The following is a 16046-nucleotide window of genomic DNA, read 5'->3' as shown; positions in this document are numbered from 1 at the left end:
GCGATGAGCCCCGCCGCCGCGAGCGCCACGGTCAGTGCTGCGCGGCGGTCTTGAGCCAATTCTGGAATCCCCGGTCGAGATAGGCGTCGTAGGGGAGGTCGGACGCGAGCAGTTGCGCGTCGATCTCCTCGGCCTCGTGGATCGTTTGCCAGACCCGGTACTGCTGCCAGCCGAACACGGCTGCCGCGATCAGCACCACGCCCACCCAGACGCTGGCCCGCGCGTAGAACGGCCGTGTCCCTCCGGCGGCACCGCCGGTGCCGGCCAATGCGAACACCTCGGCATGGCGCGGTTCGGCCAGGCGAGCAAGCGCCGCCTCGCGCGCCCGGCCGAGCCGATGGATCGTGCCCGGCTTCAGCCCTGCCGCGCCGGCATCGAGGTAACTCGTTATTTTCCTTGCGATTTCCCGTTCGTCGGCGGTCATGGTTTCACCCCAAGGGCAGAGAGCATTCCCGAGAGTGCATGCACGGCCCTGGAACAGTGGGTCTTCACGCTGCCCTCGGAACAGCCCATCGCCGCCGCAGTTTCCGCCACGTCGAATTCCTCCCAGTAACGCAGGAGAAAAGCCTCGCGTTGACGCGCCGGCAGGCGGGAGAGGGCCGCTTCGATCATCGCCACGACCTCGCGCTGCTCGAGCCGGGCATGCGGTTCGACGGGCTCGCCGGCCCCGGGCTTGACCGGCAGCGTCTCGAGCGGATCGAAATCGTCGTCCTTGTCATCGCCGCGGCCCAGCGCCGAGAGCAGGACGGTCCAGGTGGAGCGTACCTTCTGGCGCCGGAAATGGTCATGGACGGTGTTCTGCAGGATGCGCTGGAACAAGAGCGGCAATTCGGTGGCTGGTTTGTCCGCGTATCGTTCCGCGAGTTTGAGCATCGCGTCCTGCACGATGTCGAGCGCCGCGTCCTCATCGCGCACGGCGTACATCGCGTGCTTGAACGCCCGCCGCTCGACGCCGGCGAGGAAGGCCGATAGTTCCTGCGAGGTCGCCAGGGCAGCGGATTCGACGGCGCCCGACGGGCGCGGTTGCCCGATTATAGGCACACCCGTGCCGTCGCCATGGTGCGCCGCACCGAGAACTTGACCGCCGGGCCCGGACCCATTAGTGTGTATCGCTGCGGGCGGTGCCCGCTTGTGTGCTGCAACAACGGTCGTACGCCTTCCCTCCGGTCGGGCCACAAGCCTGGCAGGAGCATCCCGCAGGAAGGCGGCGGAACCGGCTTCTATCCGAGCCTTGACGTCCCGCGCCCACCCCAAGGCGCGAAGCTGTCGTGCAGATCTCCGTCCCTCGCGCCTCGCGAGCGGGCGGCGTCCGGGTTCATTCGAGAGGGAATCATGCAACTCACCGGTGCGGAAATCGTCATCCGCTGCCTCCAGGACGAGGGCGTCGAGTACGTCTTCGGGTACCCGGGCGGGGCGGTGCTCAACATCTACGACGAGCTGTTCAAGCAGGACAAGGTCAAGCACGTGCTCGTGCGACATGAGCAGGGCGCGGTTCACGCCGCCGACGGCTATTCGCGCTCGAGCCGCAAGATCGGCGTCGCGCTCGTCACCTCCGGCCCGGGCGTCACCAACGCGGTGACCGGCATCGCGACCGCGCACATGGATTCGATCCCGATGGTCGTACTGACCGGCCAGGTCCCGACGCACGCGATCGGGCAGGACGCGTTCCAGGAGTGCGACACCGTCGGCATCACGCGGCCCTGCGTCAAGCACAACTTCCTCGTGAAGGACGTGCGCGAACTGGCCGCGACGATCAGGAAGGCGTTCTACCTCGCGGCGACCGGACGGCCCGGCCCGGTGCTGGTCGACATTCCGAAGGACGTGACGCAGGCCTCGGCCGAGTACGCGTACCCGAAGACCGTGTCGCTCCGCTCGTACAACCCGGTCACCAAGGGACACTCGGGCCAGATCAAGAAAGCGGTGCAGCTCCTGCTCGAGGCCAAGCGGCCGATGGTCTACGCGGGCGGCGGCGTGGTCCTGAACGACGCCTCGTCGCAGTTGACGCGGCTCGTGCGCCTGCTGGGCTTCCCGTGCACCAACACGCTGATGGGCCTGGGCGCGTTCCCGGGCACCGACCCGCAGTTCACCGGCATGCCGGGCATGCACGGGACCTACGAGACCAACATGGCGATGCAGCACTGCGACGTGCTGTTCGCGGTCGGCGCGCGCTTCGACGACCGCGTGATCGGCAACCCGAAGGACTTCTACCGGGCGGATCGCAAGATCATCCACATCGACATCGATCCCTCGTCGATCTCCAAGCGCGTCAAGGTCGACGTGCCGATCGTGGGCTACGTCGGCGACGTGCTCGACGAGATGCTGAAGCAGATCGAGGGATCGCCGGCGCGTCCGGACGCCGCGGCGCTGAAGGCGTGGTGGGGCGAGATCAAGGAGTGGCAGCGCAGGGACTGCCTGCGCTACGACAGGGGCAGCGGGCTCATCAAGCCGCAGGCGGTCGTCGAGGCGCTCTACCGGGCGACGAAGGGCGACGCCATCGTCACCTCCGACGTCGGCCAGCACCAGATGTGGGTCGCGCAGTACTACAAGTTCGACAAGCCGCGCCGCTGGATCAACTCCGGGGGGCTCGGCACGATGGGCTTCGGCCTGCCGGCCGCCATGGGCGTGCAGCTCGTGAACCCGGACGCGACGGTCGCCTGCGTCACCGGCGAAGCGTCGATCCAGATGTGCATACAGGAGCTCTCGACCTGCAAGCAATACCATCTGCCGATCAAGATCGTGAACCTCAACAACCGCTACATGGGCATGGTGCGGCAGTGGCAGGAGTTCTTCTACGGCAACCGCTACGCCGAGTCGTACATGGACGCGCTGCCCGACTTCGTGAAGCTCGCCGAGGCCTACGGCCACGTCGGATTGAAGGTCGAGAAGCCCGGCGACATCGAGGGAGCGTTGAAGGAGGCGTTCGCGCAGAAGGAGCGCCTCGTGTTCCTCGACTTCATCACCGACCAGACCGAGAACGTCTATCCGATGGTGCCCGGAGGCAAGGGGCTGACCGAGATGATCCTCGCGGAGGAGCTGTGATCATGACCGCGGCGGGGGATCGCGAATCGAATCCGGGGAGGATGTCATGAGACACATCCTCTCTATTCTGGTCGAGAACGAGGCGGGCGCGCTGTCGCGGATCTCGGGCCTGTTCTCGGCGCGCGGCTACAACATCGAGTCGCTGACCGTCGCGCCGACCGAGGACCCGACGATGTCGCGCATGACGGTGGTCACCGTCGGGTCCGACGAGATCATCGAGCAGATCACCAAGCAGCTGAACAAGCTGGTCGAGGTGGTGAAGGTCGTCGACCTCACCGACGGCAACCACATCGAGCGCGAACTGATGCTCGTGAAGGTGCGCGCCGCCGGCAAGGACCGCGAGGAGATGAAGCGGCTCGCCGACATCTTCCGCGGCCGCGTGCTCGACGTGACCGACAAGAGCTACACGATCGAGCTGACCGGGACCGGCGAGAAACTCGACGCCTTCCTCACGGCGATCGAGCCGGGCGTCATCCTCGAGACCGTGCGCACCGGCGCGTCGGGGATCGGGCGCGGCGAGAGGATCCTCAAGATCTGAGAAGGGGGAAGGGAGAAGGGGGAAGGGTGCGTCGGAGCGTCGCGCGCGCCCGGTCGAAGCAAATGGGGAGGGTCGCAGGAGGGAACGGCGGGGGAGGAACAACGGTCGATGCGGATCGACCGCTCCCTTTTCGTACTTCCCCCTTCCCGCACATGAGGAACGAACCATGAAGGTGTACTACGAGAAGGATGCGGATCTCTCCCTCGTCAAGGGGAAGAAGGTCACGATCGTGGGCTACGGCTCGCAGGGCCACGCGCACGCGCTGAACCTCAACGACTCCGGCGTCAAGGTGACGGTCGGCCTGCGCAAGGGCGGGGCGTCGTGGGACAAGGCGAAGAAGGCCGGCCTCAAGGTCGCCGAGATCGCGGACGCGGTCGCCGGCGCGGACATCGTGATGATGCTGATGCCCGACGAGCACATCGCGGCGACCTACCGGAGCGAGGTCGAGCCGCACATCAAGAAGGGCGCGACGCTCGCGTTCGCGCACGGCTTCAACGTCCACTACGGGCAGGTCGTGCCGCGCGACGACCTCGACGTGATCATGGTGGCGCCGAAGGCGCCCGGCCACACGGTGCGCTCGACCTACGCCGCGGGCGGCGGCGTGCCGATGCTGATCGCGGTGCACCAGGACGCGTCGAAGAAGGCGCGCGACATGGCGCTCTCCTACGCGGCCGCCATCGGCGGCGCCCGGGCCGGCGTGATCGAGACCAACTTCCGCGAGGAGACCGAGACCGACCTCTTCGGCGAGCAGACCGTGCTCTGCGGCGGCCTGGTGGAGCTGATCAAGGCCGGCTACGAGACGCTGATCGAAGCAGGCTACGCGCCCGAGATGGCGTACTTCGAGTGCCTGCACGAGGTGAAGCTGATCGTCGACCTGATCTACGAGGGCGGCATCGGCAACATGAACTACTCGATCTCGAACAACGCCGAGTACGGCGAGTACGCGACCGGTCCGAAGATCGTGACCGCGGAGACGAAGAGGGCGATGAGAGAGGCGCTCGACCGCATCCAGTCGGGCGAGTACGCGCGCGACTTCATCCTCGAGAACCGCGCGGGCGCGCCGACGCTCCTGTCCCGGCGGCGGCTCACCGCGCAGCATTCGATCGAGCAGGTCGGCGAGAAGCTCCGTTCGATGATGCCGTGGATCCGCAAGAACAAGCTCGTCGACCAGACGCGCAACTGAGGACGCCCTGCGCAGCCGCGCGGGGTCGGCAGGGCGGCTGGATCGGCCTCCTCGCGCTGCTGGTGGCGCTCGCCATCGTCGGCGCGCTCGCGCTGAACGCGCTGAAGGGCTACGGGGTCGCGTCGAAGCCGGCGCGTCCCGCGCCCGGCGCGCCGCCGTCCGACCCGCGCGAGCGCGCGAAAGCCGTCGAGCAGACGGTGATCGAACAGGCGCGCGAAACCGCGCGCCAGGTCGAGAAGGCCGAACGGGGCCAATGACGGCGCCGGGTTGCTCGTAAACGTGCTGCTAGAATCGGCCGGCTACGCGACCTCCCGGCGTCCATGTCAGGCTACCCGCATCCGATTCTCGCCCGCGAGGGCTGGCTGCACATCGCGATCGCGGTCGCGGTCATGCTCGCGCTCGGCTGGTTCGGCGGCACGGCGGCGGCGCTCGTCGGCCTCGCGATCGTCGCCTTCGTCGTCCAGTTCTTCCGCGACCCGCCGCGCGCGATCCCGTCGCAGCCGAACGCGATCCTGTCTCCCGCGGACGGACGCATCGTCGCGGTCGGTCTCTCGCGCGATCCCTGGCTCGAGCGCGACGCGTTGAAGATCAGCGTGTTCATGAACGTGTTCAACGTGCACAGCAACCGCAGCCCGGTCGACGGCGAAGTGAAGGGCGCGTGGTACCACGCCGGCGCGTTCGTGAACGCGGCGCTCGACAAGGCGTCGACCGCGAACGAGCGCAACGCGCTGCACCTGCGCACGCGCGAGGGCCGCGACGTCACCTGCGTGCAGGTGGCGGGCCTCATCGCGCGGCGCATCCTGTGCTACGTGAAACCGGGCGACGCGCTCGCGCGCGGGCAGCGCTACGGCTTCATCCGCTTCGGCTCGCGGGTCGACGTCTACCTGCCGCCGGACGCGCATCCGCGCGCGGCGGTCGGCGACGTGGTGTACGCCACCACATCGATCCTGGCCGAGTTCCGCTGAGCGCCACGGCCATGGTCGACTTCAACAAGCAGCGCGCGATCGCGAAGAACCGCGTCCGGCGCCGCGGCATCTACATCCTGCCCAACCTGTTCACCGTCGCGGCGCTGTTCGCGGGGTTCTACGCGATCGTGCAGGCGATGAACCAGCGCTTCGACGCCGCGGCGATCGCGATCTTCGTCGCGATGGTCCTCGACGGCCTCGACGGCCGCGTGGCGCGGCTCACGCACACGCAGAGCGCGTTCGGCGCGGAGTTCGACAGCCTCGCCGACATGGTGAGCTTCGGCGCCGCGCCGGCGCTCGTGATCTACGAATGGTCGCTGCGGGGGCTGGGCAAGCTCGGCTGGATCGCGGCGTTCGTCTACTGCGCGTCCGCCGCGCTGCGCCTCGCGCGCTTCAACACGATGCTCGAGGTCGCCGACAAGCGCTGGTTCCAGGGCTTGCCGAGTCCGTCGGCCGCGGCGCTGGTCGCGGGGTTCGTGTTCATCGCGGTCGACTACGGCGTCGCGCCGGACGCCGCCGCATGGTGGGCCTGGGGCGTCACGCTCTTCGCCGGGCTCGTGATGGTCTCGAACCTCAAGTACTGGAGCTTCAAGACGATCAATCTGAAGCGCAGCGTGCCGTTCGTCGCGGTGCTCGCGGCCGTGGTCTTCATCGCGCTCCTGTCCTACCAGCCCGCGGTCGTCCTGTTCGGCGGCTTCGTCGTCTACGCGATCTCCGGTTTCGTGGTGTCGGGCTGGTCGCTGTTGCGGCGGCGCCGCACTCCGCCCCCCGGCGCCTGAGCCGCGGAGGGCCGCCTCTTGCGGCGGTGCGGAAAATCCGGTAGCGTGAACCCCATGAGCAGCACCTCCATCGCCCGCCCCGTCGCGTCCGATCGCCTGCCGATCGCGCTCGCGCTGCGCCTGCCGGGCCTGCTGCTCCTGCGCCCCGCGCGCAGATAACCTTCCCCCTCCCTGCCGAGTCCCGCCCCGTCGCCGTCCCACCCGGACCGGCGGATCGTCGTCCATGACGCGCCACCCCGCGCCCCGAGGAACGTAGCCATGAAGCCGCACCCGAGCCGCAAATACCGACCGTTCGCCCCCGTCGCCCTCGCCGACCGGACCTGGCCGTCGAAGACGATCACCCGTCCTCCGGTCTGGTGCAGCGTCGATCTCCGCGACGGGAACCAGGCGCTGATCGAGCCGATGGACGCCGAGCGCAAGCTCCGCATGTTCAACCTGCTCGTGCGGATGGGCTACAAGGAGATCGAGATCGGGTTTCCGGCGGCCTCGCAGACCGACTTCGACTTCGTGCGGATGCTGATCGAGGAGCGCCGCATCCCCGACGACGTGACGGTACAGGTCCTCACGCAGGCGCGCGAGGCGCTGATCCGGCGCACCTACGAATCGCTGCGCGGGGCGAAGCGCGCGATCATGCACCTCTACAACTCGACCTCGACGACGCAGCGGCGCGTGGTTTTCGGCCTGCCGCGCGAAGGCATCGTCGACATCGCGGTCACCGCGGCGAAGCAGGTGCGCGACTTCGCGCTCGCGCAGCCGGACACCGACTGGACGTTCCAGTACTCGCCGGAGAGCTTCACCGGCACCGAACTCGATTTCGCGAAGGAGATCTGCGACGCGGTGACGGCGGTGTGGGCGCCGGCCACGCGCAACCCGATGATCATCAACCTGCCCGCCACCGTCGAGATGTCGACGCCGAACGTCTACGCCGACCAGATCGAGTGGATGCACCGCCACCTCGCGCGGCGCGAGCGCATCGTGCTGTCGGTCCACCCGCACAACGACCGCGGCTGCGGCGTCGCGGCGGCGGAACTCGCGCAGATGGCGGGCGCCGAGCGCGTCGAGGGGTGTCTCTTCGGCAACGGCGAGCGCACCGGCAACGTCTGCCTCGTCACGCTCGGCCTGAACCTCCACACGCAGGGCATCGACCCGGGCATCGACTTCTCCGACGTGAACGAGATCATCCGCACGGTCGAGCACTGCAACCAGCTCCCGGTGCATCCGCGCCATCCCTACGGCGGCGACCTCGTGTTCACCGCGTTCTCCGGCTCGCACCAGGACGCGATCAAGAAGGGCCTCGCGGCGCGCGCCGACGAACTCGCCCGCGGCAACGCGGTGTGGGACGTGCCCTACCTGCCGATCGACCCGGCGGACGTCGGCCGCACCTACGACGCCGTGATCCGCGTCAACAGCCAGTCGGGCAAGGGCGGCATCGCCTACCTGCTCGAGCGCGACCATGGCCTCGCGCTGCCGCGCCTGTTGCAGATCGAGTTCAGCCAGGTGATCCAGCGCATCGCGGACGCGACCGGCAAGGAACTCTCGTCCGCCGAGATCCGCGCCGCGTTCGATCGCGAATACGTCGTGTCGCTGCCGGTCGCCTACCGCGACCACCGAGCGCAGCACAGCACGACCGACGGCCGGGTCGAGCACCTCGTCGCCCAGCTCTCGATCGACGGGCGCGAGAGCCGGGCCGAGGGCGCGGGAAACGGGCCGGTCGAGGCGTTCGTGCGCGCGTTGCGCGACCGCCTCGGCGTCGACTTCCATGTGCAGAACTACCACGAGCACGCGACCGGCAGCGGCGAGGACGCGACGGCGGTGGCCTACGTGCAACTCCGCGTCGGCACCGAGACGACGGTCTACGGCGTGGGACTCGATGCGAACATCGTGACGGCGACGCTCAAGGCGGTCGTGAGCGCGGTCAATCGCGCGCTCGCGCAGGAGGCGCTCGCCCTGCCCATGTCGACCGTCGCTGCGGCATAGCTTGCGCCCCCCGAAGCGGCCTGCGGCCTCGGCTCGCGCGCGCACCGCGACGCGGCGCGTGCAGCCGCGGCTCTTCCTGCGCTTCGAGTTCGGCGGCGAGGACCGCATCGGGCCGGGCAAGGTCGCTCTGCTCGAGACCATCGAGCGCGAGCGCTCGATCAGCGCCGCCGCGCGCGCGATGGGCATGTCGTACCGACGCGCCTGGCTCCTCGTCGACACGATGAACCGGATGTTCCGCGAGCCGGTCGTCGTCGCGCGCCCGGGGCGGGCGACGGGGCGTTCGGCGGAGGTGACGCCGATGGGCGCGCGGCTGGTCGCGGCCTACCGCGACGCGGAGGAGCGCGCCGAGCGCGCGTCGTCCGCGCTCGTCGACGAGATCGTGAAGGCGCTTCGACCCGACTACCGTCCGCCGCCGGGGCGCAAGCGCGCGCGGTCGTGACCCGCGTCAGGCCGGCGGCGCCGGACTGACCAGCCGATTGTCGAGCGCCACCGTCTTCACCAGGCACCAGATCGGCATGCCGATCGCGAGGCCCATCCGGTCGACCGACTGGCGCGTCACCAACGCCCAGACCGACGCGCTGCCGATGTCGACGCGCACCTCCGCATAGGGTCCGTCGCGCGGAACGATCTCGGCGACGTGGCCGGGCAGCCGGCCGGTGATCGACGAGTCGACCGGCTCGCGGTGCGCGAGTGCGACATCGCGCGCGCGGATGCGCAGCCGCAGCCGGGTGCCCGACGGAGCGTCGACCGCGGGCACCGCGAGCCGCGCGCGGCCGAGCGCGACCTCGGTGAGATGCCACTCCTCGCGGTGCGCGACGACCGTGGCATCGACGATCGAACTCGCCTCGAAGCGGCGCCCGGTGTGCGCGCGCAGGTCGGCGCGGGAGAAGATCTCCTCGACCGGTCCGGTCGCGACCACGCCGCCGCGCGCGACGAGCACGACGTGCGTCGCGAGCCGCACCACCTCGTCGATCGTGTGGCTCACGTAGACCATCGGTACCGAGTAGGCGTCGCGCAGGCCCGTGAGGTAGGGCAGGATCTCGCCGCGGTGTCCGGCATCGAGCGAGGCCAGCGGTTCGTCGAGCACGAGGAGCTTCGGCTGGCCCAGGAGCGCGCGGCCGAGCGCCACGCGCTGGCGTTCGCCGCCGGAGAGCCCGCGCGGCTTCCGGCCGAGGAGCGGCCCGATCGCGAGCAGCGACACCACGTCGTCGAACGCCGCGTATACGGCGCGGTCGCGCGCCCGCTCGAGGCCGAAGCGAAGATTGCGCTCGACCGAGAGGTGCGGGAACAGCCGCGCGTCCTGGAACACGTATCCGATGCCGCGCCGGTGCGGCGGCACGTTCACGCCGCGTGCCGCGTCGAAGAACACGGTGCCGTCGAGGCGCACGTGACCCTCGTCCGGCCGCACGATGCCGGCGATCGCGCTCGCGATGCTCGACTTGCCCGCGCCGCTCGGGCCGAACAGCGCGGTCACGCTTCCCGGCGACGCGAAGGCGACGTCGTACCCGAAGGAACCGAGCCTCCCCCGCAATGCGACGTCGAGGCGCGGCGCGACGCCGCTCATCGGCCGATCGCGCGCTCGACCCGCCGCGCGAGCCACTCGGCGAGCGCGAGCATCGCGATCGCGAGCGCGAAGGCGATCGCCACCAGCCGCGCGGCGATCGCGTCCCCGTCGGGCATCTGGGTCGCGGTGTAGATCGCGAGCGGCAGCGTCCTCGTCTCGCCCTCGATGTTCGAGACGAAGGTGATCGTCGCGCCGAACTCGCCCAAGCTCGCGGCGAACGCGATGACCGCGCCCGACAGGATGCCCGGCAGCATCAGCGGCAGCGTCACCGAACGGAACGTGTCCCACGGCGGCGCGCCGAGCGTGCGCGCCGCCTGCTCGAGGCCGGGATCGACCGCTTCGAGCGCGAGCCGGATCGCGCGCACCATCAGCGGGAACGCCATCACCGCGGCCGCGAGCGCCGCACCGCCGGTCGTGAAGATGAGCCGGACGCCGAAGACCGCGTCGAGCCAGTGGCCGATCGGGCCGCGGGTGCCGAACAGGAGCAGCAGGAAGTAGCCGACGACCACCGGCGGCAGCACGAGCGGCATGTGCACGAGCGCGTTCACCGCCCCGAGCCCGGGCATGCGGCCGCGCGCGAGGATCCAGGCGACGGCGATCGCGAACGGCAGGCTCGCCGCCGTCGCGATCGTCGCGACCTCCAGCGACAGCCGGAGTGCCTCGATCTCGACGTCGGTCACTGGACACCGGGATCGGAGAAGCCGTACCGGCCCAGGATCGCGCGCGCCTCGGCTCCGGTGAGGAACGCCAGCAGCGCGCGGGTTTCGGTGTCCGCGCGGCCCGCGACCGCGGCGATCGGATAGACGATCGCCTTGTGGGCGCGCGCCGGAAACACCCCGGCGACCTTCACCCTGGTCGAGATCGCGGCGTCGGTCGAATAGACGATGCCTCCGGCGACCTCGCCGCGCTCGACCAGCGCGAGCGCCGCGCGGACCGAGTCCGCGCGGACCAGCCGCGGCGCCACCGCATTCCACCCACCGAGACTCCGCAGCGCCTGTTCGGCGTAGCGGCCGACCGGCACGTGCGCCGGGTCGCCGGTGGCGATGCGGCCGCCGCGAAGGAGCGCGGCGAAGTCGGTCGACGCTCCGAGTTCGACGGTGGCCGGCCGGTCCGCCGGGACGACGAGCACGAGGCGGTTCCCCGCGAGGTCGGCTCGCGACGCGACGTCGATCCGGCCGCGCGTGACGAGGTAGTCCATCCACGCCTCGTCGGCGCTCGCGAAGATCGCGGCAGGCGCGCCCTGCTCGATCTGCTTCGCGAGCGTCGAACTCGCGGCGAACGAGAACCTCGGCGCGCGGTGGCCCTGCGCGACCCAGGCGCGGCCGATCTCCTCGAAGGCGTTGACGAGACTCGCGGCGGCGAACACGACGACGGGTTCCGCGCGCGCGGGCACGGCGGCGGCGAGGATCGCGAGCGCGACGAAGGGGGCGGCGAGGCGGCGCATCGGGGATCCTCCTGTATTCGGCGCGATACAGTATATGCCGGAATACAGTTGGCGCCATCGGCGGGGCCGCATGCCGCAGCGCGACGGCCGGGTCCGGTCGGCCACGGCGGGGAATGGCGTAGAATCCTGATTTTCCTGATGACTTTCGACCATCGGCCGGCGTGCTGCACCCGCACGCGCGTGGCCCGACTCCGCGCTGGAATCCCGACATGACCAAGCCCGCCTACGCCCCCGGCATCGACATCACCGGGAGGATCACCTCCGAGTACGCCGAGGTCCTCACGCCTTCCGCCCTCGCGTTCGCCGCGAAACTCGAGCGTGCGTTCGGCCCGCGCCGCGCCGAACTGATGGCGCTGCGCGCCGCGCGTCAGGCGGAGTTCGACGCCGGCAAGCTGCCGGACTTCCTGCCCGAAACGCGGGCGGTCCGCGAGGGGAACTGGACCTGCGCGCCGGTGCCCGCGGACATCGTCGACCGCCGCGTCGAGATCACCGGCCCGGTCGACCGCAAGATGATCGTCAACGCGCTCAACTCGGGCGCGAACGTGTTCATGGCGGACTTCGAGGACGCGAACACGCCGCGCTGGGACAACAACGTGCAGGGGCAGATCAATCTGCGCGACGCGATCCGCCGGCGCATCGACTTCACCACACCCGAGGGCAAGGCCTACAAGCTCGCGGCGAAGACCGCGGTGCTGTTCGTCCGGCCGCGCGGCTGGCACCTTCCCGAGAAGCACGTGACGATCGACGGCAGGGCGATCTCGGGCGGGCTCTTCGACTTCGCGATCTACGCGTTCCACAACGCGAAGGAACTGGTCGCGCGCGGCTCCGGCCCGTACTTCTACCTGCCGAAGCTCGAGAGCCATCTCGAGGCACGCCTGTGGAACGACGTGTTCGTGATGGCGGAGACCGACCTCGGCCTCGCGCCCGGCACGATCAAGGCGACCGTGCTGATCGAGACGATCCTCGCCGCGTTCGAGATGGACGAGATCCTGCACGAACTGCGCGAGCACTCGGCCGGACTCAACGCCGGCCGCTGGGACTACATCTTCTCGTGCATCAAGAAGTTCCGCTCGAACCGCGACTTCTGCCTCGCCGACCGCGCGCTCGTCACGATGACGACGCACTTCATGAAGAGCTACGCCGAACTCCTGGTCAAGACCTGCCACCGCCGGAACATTCACGCGATGGGCGGCATGGCGGCGCAGATCCCAATCAAGAACGACGAGAAGGCCAACGCCGAGGCGTTCGCGAAGGTGAAGGCGGACAAGGAGCGCGAGGCGACCTACGGCCACGACGGCACCTGGGTGGCGCACCCCGGGCTCGTGCCCGTGGCGAAGGAGGCCTTCGACCGCCTGATGCCGACCCCCAACCAGATCGCGACGAAGAAGCGCGAGGACGTGAAGGTCGGCGCTTCCGACCTCCTGCGCTTCGAGCCGGAGCGGCCGATCACCGAGCAGGGGCTGCGGCTCAACATCAACGTCGCGATCCAGTACATCGGCGCGTGGCTCGCCGGACAGGGCGCCGTCCCGATCTTCAACCTGATGGAGGACGCGGCGACCGCCGAGATCTCGCGCTCGCAGGTCTGGCAGTGGATGCGTTCGCCCAAGGGCGTGCTGGACGACGCTCGCAAGGTCACGAAGTCGATGGTCGCCGCGATGATCCCCGAGGAACTCGCGAAGATCCTCGATCTCCTCGGCCCCGCCTACGAGAACGGCAAGTACGACGACGCGGCGAAGATCTTCGCCGCGCTGGTCGACAACGACACCTTCGTCGACTTCCTGACGCTTCCGGCCTACGATCGAATCGACTGACCGGCGCCTTCCGCCGGCAGTCGCGCGTCCCCGTTCCGATGGCGACGATCTTCGGCGAACGGCTGGCGGCGCATGCGGCCGATGCCGGGCGCGGACCCGCCTGGATCGACGGTGACCGCGAAGTCGCGTTCGGGGAAGCGGCCGCAGAAGTCTCGGCGCTCGCCGCCTGGCTCATCGCCGACGGCGTCGCTGCTTCCCGGGTCGTGGGCGTTTCGATGCACGACGACCGCCGCGATCTCGTCGCAGGCCTGGCCCTGCTCGCGCTGGGTGTTCCGCACGTGCTCCTGGCAGCGTCCGATCCGGTCGAGGCCCGCCGCGCGCTGGCGCAGCGGATCGGCGTGGACCGCGTGCTGACCGACGACGCCGCGAACCGGCTCGAGGGCGCGCCCGCGCGCGTCGTGCCCGTGCTTGCGCGCCGTGACGCTCCGATCGAACCGCTGTGCGACGATCCCGATGCGCCGGCCGTGTACTTCACGAGCTCCGGCACGACCGGTCGACCGAAGGTCCTCGCATTCACCCAGCGGGGCATCGCGCTGCGCGCCGCGCGAGCGTCGCGCTACGACGGCCACGCCGCGGGCGAACGCATCTTCGCGCCGATGCGTTCGTGGACGTTCGGGGCGTGCACGACGCGCCTGTACGCGATCCTCGACGGCGCCACGTCGATCCTCCCCGTCGGTGACTCGACGGCCGCGGGCATCGTCGGCCGGTGCGTGCGCACGCGCGCGACCATCCTGCACCTGTCGGCGATGCTGGCGACGAGCCTCGCGACGGCGCGGGGCGCGTGCGGGCGACTCGCCGGCGACGTCAAGGTATTCTCGACGGCGTCGCGCCTGCCTGCCGGCACCGCCGCCGAGTTCGAGCGCCGCATCGGCGGCCGCCTCTACGACCGCTACGGCACCACCGAGGTCGGGTTGGTCGCGACGACGTTCCCGCGCGGCGACGAGGGCTTGCCCGACTCGGTCGGCAGGATCCTGCCTGGCGTCGAGGTCGAGATCGTCGACGCGCGGGGCGTGCGCCTGCCGGCGGGTGAGATCGGCGAGATCCGCGCGCGCACGCCGCAGATGACGACCGGTTACGTCGATGATCCCGAGCTCGACGCGCGCCACTTTCGCGATGGCTGGTTCCACCCGGGCGACGCGGGCGCGATCACCGCGGAGGGTGTGCTGCGCTTCCTCGGCCGGAGCGACGACATGATGTCGCTCGGCGGCTTCAACATCTTTCCCTCGGAGATCGAGCATGTGCTCGACGACCATCCCGCAGTCCGGGCCTCCGCGGCGTTTCCGCTGCGATCGGCGGCCTTCGGCGAGATTCCGGCGGCAGCCGTCGAGCTCGAATCGCCCGGCGCCGTTACCGCCGCGGAGCTGCTCGCCTACGCGCGGAGCCGGTTGGGGGTCCGCGCGCCGCGACGGATCGAGATCGTGGGCGCGATGCCTCGCAACGCCGCGGGCAAGGTGCTGAAGCGCGAGCTCGCGCGGCGCCACGACGCGGACGCCGGACATTGACGACAGCGGAGCCGTTCGGCTCCGGCGCGGCAGCCCGGCGCCGCCATCGCGTAGGCTCGACCGAAACGACACCATGACCCTCGCCATGAACCCCGATCGCGACCTCGCGCGCATCGCGTTGCAGGAGGAGCGGCTCGTCTTCTCGCGCTTCGGCGCCGACACCGCGTGGACGCTCGGCACGCGCCTCGAGGCCACGGCGAAGGCGCGGGGCGCGGGACTCGCGATCCTCGTGCGGCTCGCGCGCCGCGACGTGTTCTTCCATGCGATGCCCGGCAGCACGCCCGCCCACGCGGACTGGGCGCGGCGCAAGTGCAACACGGTCGAACTGCTCGCGCGGAGCTCCTACGCTGCGACGCTCGAGCCCCCGCGCGACGGTCAGTCGATCGCGGAACGGATGGCCCTCGACCTGCGCGACTACGGATTCGCCGGCGGCGGATTCCCGCTCTCGGTCGAAGGCCCTGGCGTCATCGGCGCGGTCGCGGTCTCGGGCCTGCCGCAGCGCGAGGACCACGAACGGGTCGTCGAGTCGCTCGCGGGGCTCATCGGCGTGCCACTGGCGGAGGTCGCGCTCGACTGAGCCCTGTTGCGGCCAGACGATGTAAAGTCGGAACCGGAAACGCGACTAATACGAACGCATTAAATAAAGTGACGAATGTGACTGAGCGGGGGTACACTGCCGAGACGTCGGTTCTTTGGGAGCGTAGGCATGCGGCCTCCAAGTCTGAATGTCGAGAGTCCTAAGGCGCGGCAGGAGTTGCTGGCGTTGGTCGAGCAGGTACCGGGAGCTTGGATCGGCATGAAGGTGGCGGCGCTGCTACTGGTTATGGAGGGACAACGCCCCAGCTGGATCGCCGAAGTTCTCGGACTGACCCGAATGAGCCTGTCGCGGTGGATTCATGCGGTCAATGAACAAGGGCCGCGGAGCTTGGTGCCCCGACCGAAGCCCGGCCGCCCCGCCGCACTGACCGCCGACGTGCGCCGCGAGTTGGAAACTCATCTGGAGCGTTCGCCCCAAGAGTTCGGGCTGAACCGACTGCAATGGGACGGGCCGACGTTGGTGACCCACCTGAGGCGACGCTTCGGCATCGCGCTGAAGGTGCGGCAGGCGCAGATCTGGATGCATCAACTCGGCTACAGCATGAAGCGCGCCAGCCACGCCTACTTACAAGCCCACGCCGAAGACGCACAACGTTTCCAGCGGGCTCTAAAAAAAACTGCAGCGCCTTGAACCCGACGAGACCATC

17 protein-coding genes are annotated in these 16046 nt (G+C 69.7%); 12 read left to right on the top strand and 5 right to left on the bottom strand.

From position 1 onward, the window contains the following. Window positions 1-31 precede the first annotated feature (31 nt). Both HS109_01640 and HS109_01635 read right to left on the bottom strand, forming a co-directional pair. Window positions 32-424: a DUF3619 family protein gene (locus HS109_01640; GenBank protein ID MBE7521065.1), complete on the bottom strand. Its 393-nt coding sequence runs from the start codon at window positions 422-424 to the stop codon at window positions 32-34. After that, window positions 421-990, bottom strand: a complete 570-nt coding sequence (locus HS109_01635; GenBank protein MBE7521064.1) for an RNA polymerase sigma factor — start codon at window positions 988-990, stop codon at window positions 421-423. Before HS109_01635 ends, HS109_01640 begins: the two co-directional genes overlap by 4 nt. Window positions 991-1332: 342 nt before the next feature. On the opposite strand from HS109_01635, the gene HS109_01630 reads away from it, so the two are divergent. The 8 genes from HS109_01630 to HS109_01595 all read left to right on the top strand — a co-directional run bounded on the left by HS109_01630 (window position 1333) and on the right by HS109_01595 (window position 8920). After that, window positions 1333-3039 carry an acetolactate synthase 3 catalytic subunit gene (locus HS109_01630; GenBank protein ID MBE7521063.1) on the top strand — a complete coding sequence of 569 codons (1707 nt, stop codon included), beginning with the start codon at window positions 1333-1335 and terminating at the stop codon, window positions 3037-3039. A gap of 46 nt (window positions 3040-3085) precedes the next feature. Next, window positions 3086-3577, top strand: a complete 492-nt coding sequence (gene ilvN / locus HS109_01625; GenBank protein ID MBE7521062.1) for an acetolactate synthase small subunit — start codon at window positions 3086-3088, stop codon at window positions 3575-3577. A 166-nt stretch (window positions 3578-3743) separates the two neighbouring features. Then, window positions 3744-4760, top strand: a complete 1017-nt coding sequence (gene ilvC / locus HS109_01620) for a ketol-acid reductoisomerase (protein MBE7521061.1) — start codon at window positions 3744-3746, stop codon at window positions 4758-4760. Then, the gene (locus tag HS109_01615; GenBank protein MBE7521060.1) at window positions 4718-5017 is read left to right on the top strand and encodes a hypothetical protein; all 300 of its coding nucleotides are present in this window, start codon (window positions 4718-4720) and stop codon (window positions 5015-5017) included. The genes ilvC and HS109_01615 overlap by 43 nt, the downstream gene beginning before the upstream one ends. Before the next feature lie 63 nt (window positions 5018-5080). Beyond that, complete coding sequence (locus HS109_01610) at window positions 5081-5725, top strand: phosphatidylserine decarboxylase (protein ID MBE7521059.1); 645 nt, start codon at window positions 5081-5083, stop codon at window positions 5723-5725. An 11-nt stretch (window positions 5726-5736) separates the two neighbouring features. Then, window positions 5737-6504: a CDP-diacylglycerol--serine O-phosphatidyltransferase gene (gene pssA, locus HS109_01605; protein ID MBE7521058.1), complete on the top strand. Its 768-nt coding sequence runs from the start codon at window positions 5737-5739 to the stop codon at window positions 6502-6504. Window positions 6505-6762: 258 nt separating this feature from the next. After that, window positions 6763-8481 carry a 2-isopropylmalate synthase gene (leuA, locus tag HS109_01600; protein MBE7521057.1) on the top strand — a complete coding sequence of 573 codons (1719 nt, stop codon included), beginning with the start codon at window positions 6763-6765 and terminating at the stop codon, window positions 8479-8481. A gap of 58 nt (window positions 8482-8539) precedes the next feature. Then, a complete protein-coding gene (locus HS109_01595) occupies window positions 8540-8920 on the top strand; it encodes a LysR family transcriptional regulator (protein ID MBE7521056.1) in 381 nt (126 codons plus the stop codon). Between the two features lie 6 nt (window positions 8921-8926). Here HS109_01595 and modC read toward each other — a convergent pair whose 3' ends face one another. From modC to modA, 3 genes are read right to left on the bottom strand one after another with little or no spacing between them, the layout of a single operon-like run. Then, a complete protein-coding gene (gene modC / locus HS109_01590; GenBank protein ID MBE7521055.1) occupies window positions 8927-10045 on the bottom strand; it encodes a molybdenum ABC transporter ATP-binding protein in 1119 nt (372 codons plus the stop codon). Then, on the bottom strand, window positions 10042-10725 hold the full coding sequence (gene modB / locus HS109_01585; GenBank protein ID MBE7521054.1) for a molybdate ABC transporter permease subunit: 684 nt from the start codon (window positions 10723-10725) through the stop codon (window positions 10042-10044). Before modB ends, modC begins: the two co-directional genes overlap by 4 nt. After that, complete coding sequence (modA, locus tag HS109_01580) at window positions 10722-11489, bottom strand: molybdate ABC transporter substrate-binding protein (GenBank protein ID MBE7521053.1); 768 nt, start codon at window positions 11487-11489, stop codon at window positions 10722-10724. Before modA ends, modB begins: the two co-directional genes overlap by 4 nt. Window positions 11490-11698: 209 nt before the next feature. On the opposite strand from modA, the gene aceB reads away from it, so the two are divergent. The 4 genes from aceB to HS109_01560 all read left to right on the top strand — a co-directional run bounded on the left by aceB (window position 11699) and on the right by HS109_01560 (window position 16030). Then, window positions 11699-13300 (top strand): malate synthase A, encoded by a 1602-nt coding sequence (aceB, locus tag HS109_01575; protein MBE7521052.1) that lies wholly within the window; start codon window positions 11699-11701, stop codon window positions 13298-13300. Window positions 13301-13338: 38 nt separating this feature from the next. Next, entirely contained in the window at window positions 13339-14802 is a 1464-nt protein-coding gene (locus HS109_01570) for a long-chain fatty acid--CoA ligase (protein MBE7521051.1), read from the top strand. An 85-nt stretch (window positions 14803-14887) separates the two neighbouring features. Further along, window positions 14888-15379: a heme-degrading domain-containing protein gene (locus HS109_01565; protein MBE7521050.1), complete on the top strand. Its 492-nt coding sequence runs from the start codon at window positions 14888-14890 to the stop codon at window positions 15377-15379. A gap of 129 nt (window positions 15380-15508) precedes the next feature. Beyond that, window positions 15509-16030, top strand: coding sequence for a helix-turn-helix domain-containing protein (locus tag HS109_01560; protein MBE7521049.1), 522 nt, complete (start codon window positions 15509-15511; stop codon window positions 16028-16030). Window positions 16031-16046: the final 16 nt, after the last annotated feature.

Source organism: Burkholderiales bacterium, from assembly GCA_015075645.1.
GTDB lineage: Bacteria > Pseudomonadota > Gammaproteobacteria > Burkholderiales > Casimicrobiaceae > VBCG01.
Note: the sequence above shows the minus strand (reverse complement) of the source record. Positions and strands in the feature narration are given on the sequence as shown.

Excerpts from the sequence above, each read along its gene's own strand:
- leuA (MBE7521057.1), top strand. The coding sequence starts at position 6,763 with ATGAAGCCGCACCCGAGCCGCAAATACCGACCGTTCGCCCCCGTCGCC.
- HS109_01640 (MBE7521065.1), bottom strand. The coding sequence starts at position 424 with ATGACCGCCGACGAACGGGAAATCGCAAGGAAAATAACGAGTTACCTC.
- HS109_01570 (MBE7521051.1), top strand. The coding sequence starts at position 13,339 with ATGGCGACGATCTTCGGCGAACGGCTGGCGGCGCATGCGGCCGATGCC.
- modA (MBE7521053.1), bottom strand. The coding sequence starts at position 11,489 with ATGCGCCGCCTCGCCGCCCCCTTCGTCGCGCTCGCGATCCTCGCCGCC.
- HS109_01610 (MBE7521059.1), top strand. The coding sequence starts at position 5,081 with ATGTCAGGCTACCCGCATCCGATTCTCGCCCGCGAGGGCTGGCTGCAC.
- pssA (MBE7521058.1), top strand. The coding sequence starts at position 5,737 with ATGGTCGACTTCAACAAGCAGCGCGCGATCGCGAAGAACCGCGTCCGG.
- modC (MBE7521055.1), bottom strand. The coding sequence starts at position 10,045 with ATGAGCGGCGTCGCGCCGCGCCTCGACGTCGCATTGCGGGGGAGGCTC.
- HS109_01560 (MBE7521049.1), top strand. The coding sequence starts at position 15,509 with ATGCGGCCTCCAAGTCTGAATGTCGAGAGTCCTAAGGCGCGGCAGGAG.
- HS109_01565 (MBE7521050.1), top strand. The coding sequence starts at position 14,888 with ATGAACCCCGATCGCGACCTCGCGCGCATCGCGTTGCAGGAGGAGCGG.
- ilvN (MBE7521062.1), top strand. The coding sequence starts at position 3,086 with ATGAGACACATCCTCTCTATTCTGGTCGAGAACGAGGCGGGCGCGCTG.
- aceB (MBE7521052.1), top strand. The coding sequence starts at position 11,699 with ATGACCAAGCCCGCCTACGCCCCCGGCATCGACATCACCGGGAGGATC.
- ilvC (MBE7521061.1), top strand. The coding sequence starts at position 3,744 with ATGAAGGTGTACTACGAGAAGGATGCGGATCTCTCCCTCGTCAAGGGG.
- HS109_01630 (MBE7521063.1), top strand. The coding sequence starts at position 1,333 with ATGCAACTCACCGGTGCGGAAATCGTCATCCGCTGCCTCCAGGACGAG.